Here is a 12,409-nt window from a genome sequence, read left to right as displayed (position 1 = left end):
GCACTTTATGGGTCGTTGTAATGCTTTGCCCCGGCCCAGCTAGATCGCGGCGATTCAAGGTGGTGCGCCCCGTCCGGGGCGGGGAGCACCACCTTCTATCGCCTCGATCTAGCTGCGACGGCGCACAGCATTCCACCGACGCATCATGTGCGTGTACCACGCGGCGGCAACCAGAGCTGTCGCCACGAACAGCCACGACCCGAGTGCTGGGAACAAGATTGACAGCACGGTGACGGCGACGATCAGCAAGCCCATCAGGATCGTGAGCGTGAGCTGCCGGCCAGGCTGGGTGATAACCCCGAACCAGGTGTGGGGTTCTGCTCTCATCGGCACGGTCCTCCTGAGTAGGTGTCGACCCACCAGATGAGGCCGGGCACGACGTATGGCATCGTCGCTGTGATCTGGACGCAGCGCTTCGGGCTGGAGTTCTGGGCGACGCTCGCGTTCCACCAGATGGTAGCGCCCGCCACCAGGCATACAGGAAGCATGGGGCCGCAGCCGATCGATGCGATCATTCCGGCCCCGCCGGAGGCGATGGTCGCGGTCTCCGCGCGGTTGAAGCGCACCCGGTACTGGACGAAGTTGGGCCGGTCATAAGTCGGGTCAGCTACGACTGGGTACGCGTAGTCCCCGTCCGCGTGAGAGACCACCTGGGTGAGCACCGATCCCGAGGCCTCGTATCGCGTCGGAACATCGAGCCCGTTCGCATCCTTCGCCCAGGGGGCAGCGACATCAGCGATGATCCTCTCAGCATCGAGCGTCTCGCCCGTCTCCGGATTGGTAACCGGCTCGGTCACGTACGCGATCGCGCTGCCATCTTCCTGAATCTCGACCGTGGCCCCGGCGCCGAAGTCGTAGGAGAACTGCTCCGTCTGCGCGGCATTCTCGATGATGGTGCTCACACGAATGCTGTCATCGGCGGCGACGACGTTGACAGAAGGAGTGCTCGCGTCACCAACGTAGGTCACCGACCCGTCGTTAGCGACCACAGCATCGTCGAGATGCGCGGCTCCGGGGAGTGAAAATGACAGCACCGTTACGCCGTCTGGCGAGCTGACTTGAACCCCGTCGGTCGGATCGGTGGCGACAACGGTTGTGCCGCCCCCATTCAGAGACGCGGCGACTCCGGATGAGACCGCATCGAGGTCCGCTGCGACGACTTCGACTGGGGCGAGGCCCGCGACCGTAGCCGCGACCTCATCGGCGGAAGTGGTGGCGTCAGATTCTGCATACGCGGGCACTGCGGGAATGAGCAGCGCGACGGCGGCGATACCAGCTATGAGGCCGGATCGGCGAGGATTTTTCATTGTTGACTGGCCCTTTCTTGTGCACTCCCGAGGTGCACGTTCGGCAACCATAGGGGGAAGATGGCGGGGCTGTCTGTCCCCCATTCGGCCTACATGACCTCGACGTCGTCCCACCGGCCCATTGATCTATCCCGTCGATCCCGGAATTCTGCGCGGCGCACAGCCTCAACCTTTTACGATCGGTGGCTGACCGCGTTCCGCCACACCATCGTCTCGATCGTCCCGCGCGGCGTCTCCCACTCGACGTTCACGACGCGGTCGTTCCATCCCCGCGCGAACCCGGCAACTCGCTCCGCTGGTTCTTCCGGCCACGACACCCACACCCAGACGGCGGGCTTCGTCTCGCCCGGCCGCACCCAGTGGAGCTCCTGCGGCCCGTACGCCGACGAGGGGATGGTGATCGGTCTCGCTGGTGCGTGCGCGATCGCGTGATCGTTGAGGGCGTCGTAATGCGCTTCGTAGCGCCTGTTCTTCGTCACGGGAGTGGCCGGGATCCTTCCTCCGGCCGAGACCATGATGCTACATCGTCGCCGACGTCCACGAAATATCGACGAAAGATTGACACACAAAAGTTTATAGGGCAGGGTTGTGTGCGTGATCGAAGATCTGATGACCGAAGACGAGGCTCGCCCTCACCTCGAACCGCACCTTGAAGCTATGCGGAAGTGCGTGGAAGAGGGCTGGGAAGAGTGGCACAACACGCTCCGCCTCAATCCTGCGATGGCTGTCGCGAGCACGACCACCCGAGCCAACGCGGTCTACGACTTCATCGCCCATCGACTGGAGAACTACTTCGACTCCGTGGGCGTGCACACGTCGAAGTCTCGTCGGTTCCTCAGCGCGTCCATCGATGACGGTCGGATCGAAGTCCGCGTCAAGAAGTTCAACCACCCGCGTCGTCTTTCGACGTCTGGAATCCCGACGCAGCAACGTCGCGCGATTCAGTACCAATCGATCACTCTGGACGGCATGGCAGTTACCTACGTCACCGTGGGCTACTACCCGGACGAGATCGGTCAGGGACTGGATGTTGTCGCGGTCGCGTGCCACTACGGGCGAACGCTGCTCTGGTCAATTGACCTTCGCGAGGATGGCACGGTGGCCAGCACCCCCGCGGACATCCGCCCCTTGGACGACCTCGACGGGCCGAGCGTCCGCAGCACGCGTCGCGGGCAGCAGATCGACGAACAGAAGGAAGCCGAGGGTCAGTGATGAACCCGCAGATGCTTCAGCTTCTGCGGGAATCACGGGGGATGTCGAGCTCGCAGTTGGCGAGTGAAATCGGCGTGTCGCCAGCGACAATGTCGAAGATCGAGCATGGCCTCGCGCCCGCCGACGACGAGCGAATCGACAAGATCGCAGCCGCCCTGAGCTATCCCCGGGAAGTACTCGCGTGGGGCGATGAAGTCCATGGCTTCGGTAGCTCCGTCTTCTACCACCGGAAGCAGCAGACTCTTCCGCAAGCTTCGCTCCGCAAGATCCACGCTCAGGTGAACCTCACCCGGATGCGGCTCGCGCGCCTGATCCAGTCAATCGACATCGATGCGCGCTACACGATTCCGGCGATCGACCTCACTGAGATCGGCGGGCCGGCAGAGGCCGCGCGCGCCGTTCGCGCCATGTGGGCACTCCCCATGGGGCCGATCCGCAATATGGCAGCGACCCTCGAAAGGGCCGGAATAGTCATCGTTCCTGTCGATCTCGAGTCTCCGAAGATCTCGGCCGTCAGCATTCCGCCCCTCGACGGGGCGCCGCACCTGATCTTCACGAATGACAAGCAGCCGGCCGACCGTGATCGGTTCAATCTCGCCCACGAGCTCGCGCACCTCGTGCTGCATGGCGAGATGACCTCTCCCGAGTCAGCTGAGAGGGAGGCCGATGAGTTCGCCGCCGAGTTCCTGATGCCGGCGGCCGAGATTCGGACTCAACTCAAAGGGCTCAATCTGCAAAGAGCAGCTCAACTGAAGGTTGCGTGGCGAGTGTCCATGGCGGCGATTATCCGACGTGCCCGCGATCTCGGAGTAATCGACGACACCCGGTACCGGAGCTTGCAGGTGCAGATGTCCCAGCGCGGATGGAGAAAGGTTGAGCCCGGGACGATCGACCGTGACACGCCTACGGTCATGCGGCAGCTCATCCGCATCCACCTGGAGGAGCACGGCTATTCGGTCGAGGAACTCGCGCACGTCGCAGGTTTGCTCTCGAATGAGTTCGCCCACCGATACGACGTCGAGCTTCCTCGCTCAACCCGCCGAGCGCACCTGCGGGCGGTATGAGCCGGGGAGATTGCCTTGGCCGGGCATCTCAGCCGCCGTGCACCGTGGGCCCACGGAACGCTGGTGGCATCACGATCTTCACCACGGGGGCTATCACGTGCCCACACTCGGGGCACTCCCACCCGCCGTCGATGTCGCGCATGAGGATGCCATCGGCCGGGCAGCGCAACTGGGCGCCGTCGTCGAGCTCATCCATCAGAGCCGCCTCACGTAGATCGTGATCCCGTCGTCGTCTTCGACGTCGAGCCGGAATTCCTCACCGTGAAACCAAGCCTCGGTGGGGATCGCTCCGTCACCCTCTCGGTCGCGCCACTCTGTACCGACCGTGAACCTACGGGCACCGCCGGCGCTGACCACGTCGAACTGCGCCGTGTAGAGATCCGCTGGGTCCATGCCGTCGAGCGTACGCGCGATGTCGGCGGCACGTGGTGGGATGCCGTGATGGGGACTGGGGAGTTGCTCGACTTCGAGCGCGCATGGCCGCGCCACACGGGCGCGAAGGAAGAGGCGATCATCCGGCAACTCGGGGTGAAGCCGGCTCGCTATTATCAGTTGCTGCAGCGGGCGGCCGCCTCTCTCGAAGGACAGGCACACGACGCGATCACCGCGCACATCGTCGCGCGTCGGGGTGCGCGGGTGGCATCCTGACCGGCATGAGCCGACAGAGCGAACTGAACTCGATCATCGAGCAGGCGGCCGTGTGGTTCGCGGCAGTGGTCGAGGCACGTGCGGATGAGCTGCTTCGCGAACGCAACTCGCTACCTGAACCTGTCGCGTCGTCACTGCTGCTGTCCCCTCGCGAGGCAGCGGAGCTGATCGGGCTAGCGCCGAGCACGCTCGCGAATTGGCGCTCCTCAGAGCGACCCGGCGCGCCGACGTACGTGAAGCTGGGTCGACTTGTGAAGTACCGCAGGGCGGACGTCGAGGATTGGATCGCTGCCCACTCCTGACACCTGGCCATGTGGGCACGTTTTGGGCACACTCGCTCCACCCGACCCCACCTTGACGCCACCTCAATCCCCTCCAACTTCCGCGCAAATTCGCTGTGCCCGCGTCCTGGTGCGACGTCTCGTCGGGTTCGATTCCCCCCATCTCCACTGCCGTTGTCACTGGATGAAGGCCCCGATGTCTGCGGACATCGGGGCCTTCGTCTGTTCAGGGCGCGCACAATGGTGGCATGGTCGAGATCTCGGACGCGGACTTCGACGCGATGGTCGCGGAGGAGTACGAAGCTCTGCCCGCCGACATGGTCCGGGGACTCGAGAACGTGGCGATCCTCATCGCGAACCAGCCTGCAGGGGAGCGGCCACGGCTGTTCGGCCTCTACAGCGGGCGCCCGCTGAAGACGCGTGGCGTGTACGGCTACGGCGAGCTCCCCGACCGGATCACCCTGTTCAAGAACAACATGCAGGAGCACAGTCCGGATCTCGACGCTCTGCGGCTGCGCGTGCGGATCACGCTGGTCCACGAGATCGGACACTACTTCGGGCTCGACGACGCGCGCCTGCGGCAGCTCGGGTGGGCTTAGACACAGCCCGCCCCTCGTGTCAGGCCGGACCCGCACCGACCCGCATGTACGTTCTGGACGACGAGACGAAGGGAAGCGCCATGACATCAGTCACGGAGCTCTTGCACGCCAATCTGCACGAGGTCTTCAACAGCCGTGACGCCGAAGCCCGCCGCGCCGCTGTCGCCCGGGTCTACACCGAAGATGTCGTATTCACGGACCCCGAAGGCACCGGCGTGGGCCGTGCGGCACTGGACGGCAAAGCAGCGGAACTGCTGGACCGGGCGCCGGCGGAGTTCGAGTTCGTCGAAGACGGCATTCCGTACGCGGGCGAAGACACCGGTGCGCTTGCGTGGGCCTTCGGTCCCGTCGGCGCACCTGTCGTACGCGGAATCGACATCATCACGGTCCGCGACGGACGGATCTCCGCGCTCCGCACCCTGGTCGTCCCCGAACCGGCGTGACGCGTCCGAGGGCGTTGTCTCAGCCCTCGGCCCACAGCCTCTCGATCGCGACGTCGCGACCGAGAACGTTCACCGCCGCGCGGTGACCCGACAGCATCGCGGCCGGGACGGTCGCGGGGTCGTCGGTCCACGTCGCCTCGCCGGCGAGGTGAAGGATGCCGCCGATCGGGGTGGCGAGGTCGTCGTGGTCGGCCGTGGTCGATCCCACGGTCATGTAGGCGTATGAGCCGCGCGCGAACGGGTCGTCCTGCCACGCGGTGACGTCGATCCGCGTGGGCTGCTCGACCCGGTCGCCGTACAGTCGTCGCAGCTGCGCGAGGACGGACTCGGCGACGTCGGACTCGGGCCAGTCGCGCGTCGCGACGGCAGCCGGACCGGCGGCGAAGGTGAGCAGCGTCGGCACGCCGTGCAACGCGGTGAGGTCGTACCACGAGTGCCACCACGCGCCCTCGGGACCCTGCTGCCGGATGGCGTACACGTCGTCGTCCCAGAACTTCGTCGGGAAGCGCAGGAACACCTTCTCGAACGCATTCATCCGCAGGCGTGCGAGGGCGCCGGCGACGGGTTCGAGGAGCGGGGGCTCGACCACGAAGTCGTCGGACTGCAGCACGCCGACCGGCACCGTGACGACGGCGGCGTCTGCGGTGAAACCGCCGCGGTCCGTCGTGACTGCGATGCGTCCGTCTGACCAGTCGACCCGCGACGCGACGTGTTCGAGCCGGACGTCGAGCCCCGAGGCGAGCCTCGTGGGAAGCCGGTCGTAGCCGTCCGGGAACACGACCTCGTCGCCGTCTATCGAGTCGTCGTCGAGGCCGTGTGCCGCGAGGTCGTCGATCCACGCGCCGTACTGCTCCTCGGACCGGTGCTCGAGATACTCCTGCACGCGCCGGCTGCGCTCCGCGTCCCACCCCTGCAACGCGATGGCGCGGTCGGTGACATCGCGGTAGGACTCTTCGAGAGCCGAGGCGGCGACGACGTCGACAAGGGCCCGGTCGACGGCGTGGATGTCGTCGATGAATCCCTGGGCTGCGGCATCCGTCAATCTCGTCCCGTCGGGACCGTAATACGCGATGGGACGGCTGTCGGGCTGGTAGCCGCCGACCGTGAACTCGACGGTGCGCATGCCGAACGCCTCGGCCGCGGCGGCGACCGGGCTGTCGGTCACACCGTGGATCCACGAGGCGCCGAGATCGGTGGCGACACCACCCGTACGGTCGGTGACCACGCGGCCGCCGATGCGGTCGCGAGCCTCGAGCACCACCACGCGTCGGCCGGCGTCGGTCAGCAGCCGGGCTGCGGAGAGGCCGGCGACACCGGCGCCGACGACGATCGTGTCGAAGTGTTCCACGTCCGTCATCCTTGCGCACCGCGGCCTCGAGTGCCGACCTCGCCCGAGCGCACTGAGAGAATCGAGGCATGACCGCAACACTCGTCGCGCGCGGACTGGCCGGCGGGTACGGCCACCGCACGCTCTTCGACTCGCTCGACCTCACCGTGGCACCCGGCGACGTCGTCGGCGTCGTCGGCGCGAACGGCGCCGGGAAGTCGACCCTGCTGCGCCTGCTGGCAGGCATCGACGAGCCGCAGGCGGGCTCGGTGACGTACTCGCCCGCCGATGCGTTCGTCGGGTGGCTTCCCCAGGAGCATGAACGCGTCGAGGGCGAGTCGGTCGCGGACTACATCGCGCGTCGTACGGGCTGCGCGCAGGCGACGGCGGACATGGATGCCGCAGCCGCCGCGCTCGGCGACCCGTCGCTGTCGGTCGCCGACGCCGACCCCGCCGACGTCTACTCGGTGGCGCTCGACCGGTGGCTGGCCAGCGGCGCCGCTGACCTCGAAGAGCGCCTGCCGGTCGTGCTCGCCGACCTGGGCCTCGACCTCGGGGGGACGCCGCCCGAACTCGCGCTCATGACGTCGCTCTCGGGCGGTCAGGCCGCGCGCGTCGGCCTCGCGGCGCTGCTGCTCTCACGCTTCGACATCGTGCTGCTCGACGAGCCCACCAACGACCTCGACCTCGACGGCCTCGAGCGCCTGGAGGCCTTCGTGCGCGGCCTGCGGGGAGGCGTCGTGCTCGTCAGCCATGACCGCGAGTTCCTGGCGCGCAGCGTCACGCGCGTGCTGGAGCTGGACCTCGCGCAGAATTCGAATCGGGTGTTCGGCGGCGGCTACGACGCGTACCTCGAGGAGCGCGAGACGGTCCGACGCCATGCACGGGAGAAGTACGAGGAGTTCGCGGGCAAGAAGGCCGACCTCGTCGCCCGGGCGCGGACGCAGCGCGAGTGGTCGAGCCAGGGCGTGCGCAACGCGATGAGGAAGTCACCCGACAACGACAAGATCCGTCGCAAGGCTGCGACGGAGTCCAGCGAGAAGCAGGCGCAGAAGGTCCGTCAGATGGAGAGCCGGATCGCACAGCTCGAAGAGGTGGAAGAGCCTCGGAAGGAGTGGCGGCTGGAGTTCACGATCGGGTCGGCGCCACGGTCGAGCACCGTCGTCTCGACCCTGAGCGCCGCCGTCCTGCGGCAGGGCGGGTTCACCCTGGGCCCGGTGTCGCTGCAGGTGAACGCGGGGGAGCGGATCGGCATCACAGGCCCCAACGGCGCCGGAAAGTCCACGCTCCTGCGAGCACTGCTCGGCAGGCAGGTGCCCGACGAGGGGGCCGCGAGCCTGGGCGCGAACGTCGAGATCGGCGAGATCGACCAGGCGCGGTCGCTCCTCGTCGGCACGCAGCCGCTGGCCGACGCGTTCGAAGCGCTCGTCCCCTCGATGGAATCGGGTGAGGTTCGCACTCTGCTCGCGAAGTTCGGACTCAAGGCCGATCACGTCGGCCGGCCGGTGGGGGAACTGTCACCCGGAGAGCGCACCCGCGCGGCGCTGGCGCTCCTGCAGGGCCGCGGCGTGAACGTGCTGGTGCTCGACGAACCCACGAACCACCTCGACCTGCCCGCGATCGAGCAGCTGGAGCAGGCGCTCGAGACCTACCGCGGGACGCTCCTGCTCGTCACCCACGACCGACGGATGCTGGACGCCGTCGAGCTCGACCGTCACTGGCGCGTGGATACCGGGCTGGTCACGGAGCTGTAGTCGCCGTGGGGCCTCAGCGCCCCTGACGCTTCTTGAAGGGCTTCGGCTGACCCTTCACGACGGGAGCGCGCCCCTTGCCCTTCGACGCCTTCGCCTTGCCGCCCGCCGGGACGGACGGCTTCGCGGCCGGCGCAGGGGCGTCCGCGATCCGCTGGCGGGCCTCATCGAGCAGCAGCGCGCCGGGGCCGGTGAGGGACCACCCTGACTTGCTGCGCGTGAACAGGGGATGCCCCACCTCTTCTTCGAGCTTCTCGATGGTCGAGTACAGCGCGGCCAGCGGCATCCCGAGCGCGTCCGCTGCGCGCGGCACGTGGACGCCGTTGTCGACGACGGCGACGAACTGCTCGAGCTGGGTGAGCTTCACGGTGGGACCTTTCGTGCGCCGGGGTCGCGTCGGAGTTCATCGACACCGGTCATAACGACCGTACCGCCCGCGCTCAGGGTGTCTGCGGCGTCGGCGGCTGCGACGTCGGGAGATCTGTCACAGACAGGGGCGGCATCCGGTCTGAGCTGGATGACGCGTGCCTTCCCGCGCGCGAAGGACGGAGAGGGGCCGACATGAGGATCGCTGTCGTTGCGGGAGCGGGGCTGATCGGCTCCGCGGGCGTACTCTGAGCCCGGCGATGGGTACCGAACAGGCGGAAACACAGACGAGCGTCCCCGACGGTCTGGAGAACGCGGTGGCCGTCTTCGACGAGCACCGCCGGCGCATCTTCGGCATCGCGTATCGCATGCTCGGAACCGTGGCGGACGCGGAAGACATCGTGCAGGAGACCTGGATCCGGTGGCAGAACGCCGACCGTGACGGCATCCACGATCCGGCCGCGTTCCTCGCGACGATCGCCACGCGGCTGGCGATCAACGCCACCCAGTCGGCGCGTGCCCGCCGCGAGACCTACATCGGCCCGTGGCTGCCCGAACCGGTCAACACGGACGCCGACCCCGCCCTCGGGGCGGAGCGCGGCGAGGCGCTGCAGTTCGCGATCCTGCTCATGCTGGAGAAGCTCACGCCCACCGAACGAGCGGCGTACATCCTGCGCGAGGCCCTGGACTACCCGTACGAGCGGATCGCCGAGATCATCTCGACGAGCGTCGCGAGCGCGCGCCAGCTGGTCAGCCGAGGCCGCAAGCACCTCGCATCCGCACGGCGGGCAGAGGTCGCAGCCGCCGAGCAGCGGCGCCTGCTCGAAGCGTTCCTCGTCGCCGCCCAGAAAGGCGACGTGGGCGACCTGGAGCGGCTGTTCGCCACAGACGTCGTCAGCTACACGGACGGCAACGGCGCGGCGCTCGCCGCCCGCATCCCGGTCATCGGGAGAAGCCGCGTGGCGAAGTTCGTGGCGGCGTTCTCGAGCCACTTCTGGACCGGCAAGAGCATCGGCTGGATCGAGGTCAACGGGCAGCCTGCGGCCACCCTCGCGCTGGACGGTGTGGTCACCACGATCGTGACGGTCACCGCCGGCGCCGACGGCATCCATCAGCTGCTGTGGGTGATGAGCCCCGGCAAGCTCGCTCATGCCCAGGTCGGGGCGTGACCGCCCGTGACCACGCGTCGTGGCTGCGTCGCTCGCTGCGGGGCCTGAGGTCGAGCCGCGCCCCACACGATCGGGTCGTGCACGCATTGGTGACGGTCATCGTGGCGGGCGACAGCCACGGGCTGGAGCGGATGCTGCACCCTGGGGTCGCGCTGACCGTCGACGGCGGAGGGAGGGTCCCCGCCCCCGCGACGGTGCTCGAGGGCGCCACCCGAGTGGGTGCCTACCTCGCCGAGGTGCTGTGGGCACCCGGGACGACGCTGCGCGTCGACGCCGTCAACGGGATGCCGGGAGTCGTCGTGTGCCGCGATGCCGGAGTCGCGGGAATCCTCGGCGTCCGGGTGCGCGATCGGCGCATCCTCGAAGCGTGGCTCGTGCTGAACCCCGACAAGCTCGCGCGGTGGAGCGGCGGCTGACCGTCTCACAGATCCGGTCCCGTCCCGGTCCTAGCTGGTGAGCGCGGCAGGCGCGCTCGACAACGAAAGGCACATCATGGCAAGGATCGTCGTCATCGGAGGCTCCGGACTGATCGGCTCGAAGGTCGTCGCGAAACTCGCCGCGCATGGCCAGGAGGCCGTTCCGGCATCCCCGAGCTCCGGCGTGAACACGATCACCGGCGAGGGCCTGGCCGACGTGCTGCGCGGCGCGGACGTCGTGGTCGACGTATCGAACTCGCCGTCGTTCGCACCCGACGACGTCATGCGGTTCTTCACGACCTCGACCAACAACCTCGTCGCAGGGGCGCGCGACGCCGGAGTCGGGCACTACGTCGCCCTCACGATCGTCGGCACCGACCGGCCCAACGACATCGCGTACTTCGCCGCGAAGGCCGCACAGGAGAGGCTGATCCGCGAGTCCGGCCTGCCCTACTCGCTCGTGCACGCCACGCAGTTCTTCGAGTTCATCGGCGGCATCGCCGAGGTCTCGGGCAAGGACGGCGCGATCCACCTGCCGGGCACTCTCATGCAGCCGATCGCGGCCGAAGACGTCGCCACGGCGGTGGCGCGCACCGCCGCCGGGGATCCACTCGACGGCGACATCGAGATCGCGGGTCCTGAGGTCATGGGGCTCGATGAGCTCGTGCGGCGCGGACTGGCGTTCCGAGGCGACGCGCGCGAGGTCGTGACCGATCCCGAGGCGCCGTACTTCGGCGCCCGCATGCAAGAGCGCACCCTCATGCCGATCGACGGTGTGCAGGTGTTCGCGACGACCCTCGACGAGTGGCTCCCGGCCAACCCGCCGCGTTCGTAGCCTTTCCCACAAGCGAAGCGCCCCGAGCTTATCGGGGCGTTTCGTCATTGCGGGTCAGCGATCGAGGGGAGGGTGCGCGGGCGTGGCGCCGGCGGAGGCGGGACCTCCTTCGCGGCGATGATCGCGCCGCGGGGGATGCGTTCGACGCCGCGCTTGCCGTCGACCACGACGGTCGCGGCATCCGCGCTGAGCAGTTCGCCCAACGCATCGGTCGCCTGCCCGCTGGGGAGGATGTACCGCACGACCACCCGGTGGCCGGGTTCGGGGAGGTTCACCAGGCGCCGGGGGCGTAGTCCTTGAGGAACACCCCGAAGACGTCTTCGCCGGCCTCGCCGCGCACGATCGGGTCGTACACGCGGGCGGCGCCGTCGACGAGATCCAGCGGGGCGTGGAAGCCCTCCTCGGCCAGGCGCACCTTCGTCGGGTGCGGGCGCTCGTCGGTGATCCAACCGGTGTCGACACTCGTCATGAGGATCCGGTCGGTCTCGAACATCTCGCGGGCGCTCGTGCGGGTGAGCATGTTGACCGCGGCCTTGGCCATGTTGGTGTGAGGGTGCCCGGGACCCTTGTAGCCCCGGTTGAACACGCCCTCCATCGCGCTCACGTTGACGATGTACGTGCGGCGGGCGCTCGACGCGGCCAGCGACGGCCGCAGCTTCGACACGAGCAGGAACGGCGCCGTGGTGTTGGCCAGCTGCACCTCGAGCATCTCGAGCGGATCGACCTCTTCGACGCGCTGCACCCACGAGTTGCTGTGGTCGAGGTCGGGGATGAGCCCGCCGGCGTCGATCGCCGTTCCGGCGGCGAGCCGCTCCAGAGAGCTGGAGCCCGCCGCCATCGCCTGCTCGGTGAGCTCATCGGCACGCGAGGCGGCTGCTGCCAGGATCGGGTGCGCCGTCACCGAGCGCTCGAGCGCCTGGGGGTGGCGGTCGTTCGTGTGCCCGAAGGTGACGAGCTCGGGCAGGGGGCCGTTCGGCAGCGGCGCCAGCTC

18 protein-coding genes and 1 pseudogene are annotated in these 12,409 nt (G+C 68.0%); 10 read left to right on the top strand and 9 right to left on the bottom strand.

Annotated elements, in window-relative coordinates:
• Positions 1-108: 108 nt before the first annotated feature.
• The 3 genes from ACTHNQ_RS08495 to ACTHNQ_RS08485 all read right to left on the bottom strand — a co-directional run bounded on the left by ACTHNQ_RS08495 (position 109) and on the right by ACTHNQ_RS08485 (position 1,786).
• Positions 109-327, bottom strand: coding sequence for a hypothetical protein (locus tag ACTHNQ_RS08495; protein WP_440332794.1), 219 nt, complete (start codon positions 325-327; stop codon positions 109-111).
• Positions 324-1,358 carry a hypothetical protein gene (locus ACTHNQ_RS08490; RefSeq protein ID WP_440332792.1) on the bottom strand — a complete coding sequence of 345 codons (1,035 nt, stop codon included), beginning with the start codon at positions 1,356-1,358 and terminating at the stop codon, positions 324-326. The genes ACTHNQ_RS08495 and ACTHNQ_RS08490 overlap by 4 nt, the downstream gene beginning before the upstream one ends.
• A 122-nt stretch (positions 1,359-1,480) precedes the next feature.
• The gene (locus tag ACTHNQ_RS08485; protein ID WP_440332791.1) at positions 1,481-1,786 is read right to left on the bottom strand and encodes a hypothetical protein; all 306 of its coding nucleotides are present in this window, start codon (positions 1,784-1,786) and stop codon (positions 1,481-1,483) included.
• A gap of 115 nt (positions 1,787-1,901) precedes the next feature.
• Between ACTHNQ_RS08485 and ACTHNQ_RS08480 the strand changes: the two genes are divergently transcribed.
• Positions 1,902-2,519 (top strand): hypothetical protein, encoded by a 618-nt coding sequence (locus ACTHNQ_RS08480; protein ID WP_440332789.1) that lies wholly within the window; start codon positions 1,902-1,904, stop codon positions 2,517-2,519.
• Positions 2,519-3,583, top strand: coding sequence for an XRE family transcriptional regulator (locus ACTHNQ_RS08475; protein WP_440332787.1), 1,065 nt, complete (start codon positions 2,519-2,521; stop codon positions 3,581-3,583). Before ACTHNQ_RS08480 ends, ACTHNQ_RS08475 begins: the two co-directional genes overlap by 1 nt.
• Positions 3,584-3,611: 28 nt before the next feature.
• On the opposite strand, the gene ACTHNQ_RS08470 is transcribed toward ACTHNQ_RS08475, so the two are convergent.
• Together ACTHNQ_RS08470 and ACTHNQ_RS08465 are read right to left on the bottom strand one after the other, a co-directional pair.
• Positions 3,612-3,779, bottom strand: coding sequence for a hypothetical protein (locus ACTHNQ_RS08470; protein WP_440332785.1), 168 nt, complete (start codon positions 3,777-3,779; stop codon positions 3,612-3,614).
• A complete protein-coding gene (locus tag ACTHNQ_RS08465) occupies positions 3,779-3,976 on the bottom strand; it encodes a hypothetical protein (protein ID WP_440332783.1) in 198 nt (65 codons plus the stop codon). Before ACTHNQ_RS08465 ends, ACTHNQ_RS08470 begins: the two co-directional genes overlap by 1 nt.
• A gap of 63 nt (positions 3,977-4,039) precedes the next feature.
• Between ACTHNQ_RS08465 and ACTHNQ_RS08460 the strand changes: the two genes are divergently transcribed.
• The 4 genes from ACTHNQ_RS08460 (at position 4,040) to ACTHNQ_RS08445 (ending at position 5,554) form a co-directional block, all read left to right on the top strand.
• Positions 4,040-4,231: a DUF3263 domain-containing protein gene (locus ACTHNQ_RS08460; protein WP_440332781.1), complete on the top strand. Its 192-nt coding sequence runs from the start codon at positions 4,040-4,042 to the stop codon at positions 4,229-4,231.
• 5 nt (positions 4,232-4,236) lie between these two features.
• Positions 4,237-4,533, top strand: coding sequence for a helix-turn-helix transcriptional regulator (locus tag ACTHNQ_RS08455; RefSeq protein ID WP_440332779.1), 297 nt, complete (start codon positions 4,237-4,239; stop codon positions 4,531-4,533).
• A 227-nt stretch (positions 4,534-4,760) separates the two neighbouring features.
• Complete coding sequence (locus ACTHNQ_RS08450) at positions 4,761-5,111, top strand: metallopeptidase family protein (RefSeq protein WP_440332777.1); 351 nt, start codon at positions 4,761-4,763, stop codon at positions 5,109-5,111.
• An 80-nt stretch (positions 5,112-5,191) separates the two neighbouring features.
• Positions 5,192-5,554 carry a nuclear transport factor 2 family protein gene (locus ACTHNQ_RS08445; protein ID WP_440332775.1) on the top strand — a complete coding sequence of 121 codons (363 nt, stop codon included), beginning with the start codon at positions 5,192-5,194 and terminating at the stop codon, positions 5,552-5,554.
• Positions 5,555-5,573: 19 nt separating this feature from the next.
• On the opposite strand, the gene ACTHNQ_RS08440 is transcribed toward ACTHNQ_RS08445, so the two are convergent.
• On the bottom strand, positions 5,574-6,902 hold the full coding sequence (locus ACTHNQ_RS08440) for a flavin monoamine oxidase family protein (RefSeq protein WP_440332773.1): 1,329 nt from the start codon (positions 6,900-6,902) through the stop codon (positions 5,574-5,576).
• A 68-nt stretch (positions 6,903-6,970) separates the two neighbouring features.
• Here ACTHNQ_RS08440 and ACTHNQ_RS08435 point away from each other — a divergent pair, with 68 nt between their 5' ends.
• Positions 6,971-8,635, top strand: coding sequence for an ABC-F family ATP-binding cassette domain-containing protein (locus tag ACTHNQ_RS08435; RefSeq protein WP_440332772.1), 1,665 nt, complete (start codon positions 6,971-6,973; stop codon positions 8,633-8,635).
• Positions 8,636-8,648: 13 nt separating this feature from the next.
• On the opposite strand, the gene ACTHNQ_RS08430 is transcribed toward ACTHNQ_RS08435, so the two are convergent.
• Positions 8,649-8,999 carry a LysR family transcriptional regulator gene (locus ACTHNQ_RS08430; protein ID WP_440332770.1) on the bottom strand — a complete coding sequence of 117 codons (351 nt, stop codon included), beginning with the start codon at positions 8,997-8,999 and terminating at the stop codon, positions 8,649-8,651.
• Between the two features lie 259 nt (positions 9,000-9,258).
• Between ACTHNQ_RS08430 and ACTHNQ_RS08425 the strand changes: the two genes are divergently transcribed.
• From ACTHNQ_RS08425 to ACTHNQ_RS08415, 3 genes are all read left to right on the top strand, one after another.
• Positions 9,259-10,167 carry an RNA polymerase sigma-70 factor gene (locus ACTHNQ_RS08425; protein WP_440332769.1) on the top strand — a complete coding sequence of 303 codons (909 nt, stop codon included), beginning with the start codon at positions 9,259-9,261 and terminating at the stop codon, positions 10,165-10,167.
• Positions 10,168-10,244: 77 nt separating this feature from the next.
• Positions 10,245-10,583: a hypothetical protein gene (locus ACTHNQ_RS08420; RefSeq protein WP_440332767.1), complete on the top strand. Its 339-nt coding sequence runs from the start codon at positions 10,245-10,247 to the stop codon at positions 10,581-10,583.
• 76 nt (positions 10,584-10,659) lie between these two features.
• Positions 10,660-11,418, top strand: a complete 759-nt coding sequence (locus ACTHNQ_RS08415; protein ID WP_440332765.1) for an SDR family oxidoreductase — start codon at positions 10,660-10,662, stop codon at positions 11,416-11,418.
• Positions 11,419-11,462: 44 nt separating this feature from the next.
• On the opposite strand, the gene ACTHNQ_RS08410 is transcribed toward ACTHNQ_RS08415, so the two are convergent.
• Positions 11,463-11,693, bottom strand: coding sequence for a putative acetyltransferase (locus ACTHNQ_RS08410; RefSeq protein WP_440332764.1), 231 nt, complete (start codon positions 11,691-11,693; stop codon positions 11,463-11,465).
• Positions 11,690-12,409, bottom strand: a pseudogene (locus ACTHNQ_RS08405) (short-chain dehydrogenase); the annotation flags it as partial. The gene ACTHNQ_RS08410 and the pseudogene ACTHNQ_RS08405, both read right to left, overlap by 4 nt.

Origin of the sequence: Microbacterium sp. (genome assembly GCF_051953575.1) — a bacterium.
Lineage (GTDB): Bacteria > Actinomycetota > Actinomycetes > Actinomycetales > Microbacteriaceae > Microbacterium.
The sequence above is the reverse complement of the archived record's forward strand: the minus strand, read 5'-3'. Positions and strand labels throughout refer to the sequence as shown.

Coding starts and splice junctions, on each gene's coding strand:
- ACTHNQ_RS08495 (WP_440332794.1), bottom strand. CDS start 327: ATGAGAGCAGAACCCCACACCTGGTTCGGGGTTATCACCCAGCCTGGC.
- ACTHNQ_RS08490 (WP_440332792.1), bottom strand. CDS start 1,358: ATGGTTGCCGAACGTGCACCTCGGGAGTGCACAAGAAAGGGCCAGTCA.
- ACTHNQ_RS08475 (WP_440332787.1), top strand. CDS start 2,519: ATGAACCCGCAGATGCTTCAGCTTCTGCGGGAATCACGGGGGATGTCG.
- ACTHNQ_RS08470 (WP_440332785.1), bottom strand. CDS start 3,779: ATGGATGAGCTCGACGACGGCGCCCAGTTGCGCTGCCCGGCCGATGGC.
- ACTHNQ_RS08465 (WP_440332783.1), bottom strand. CDS start 3,976: ATGGACCCAGCGGATCTCTACACGGCGCAGTTCGACGTGGTCAGCGCC.
- ACTHNQ_RS08455 (WP_440332779.1), top strand. CDS start 4,237: ATGAGCCGACAGAGCGAACTGAACTCGATCATCGAGCAGGCGGCCGTG.
- ACTHNQ_RS08450 (WP_440332777.1), top strand. CDS start 4,761: ATGGTCGAGATCTCGGACGCGGACTTCGACGCGATGGTCGCGGAGGAG.
- ACTHNQ_RS08445 (WP_440332775.1), top strand. CDS start 5,192: ATGACATCAGTCACGGAGCTCTTGCACGCCAATCTGCACGAGGTCTTC.
- ACTHNQ_RS08435 (WP_440332772.1), top strand. CDS start 6,971: ATGACCGCAACACTCGTCGCGCGCGGACTGGCCGGCGGGTACGGCCAC.
- ACTHNQ_RS08425 (WP_440332769.1), top strand. CDS start 9,259: ATGGGTACCGAACAGGCGGAAACACAGACGAGCGTCCCCGACGGTCTG.
- ACTHNQ_RS08415 (WP_440332765.1), top strand. CDS start 10,660: ATGGCAAGGATCGTCGTCATCGGAGGCTCCGGACTGATCGGCTCGAAG.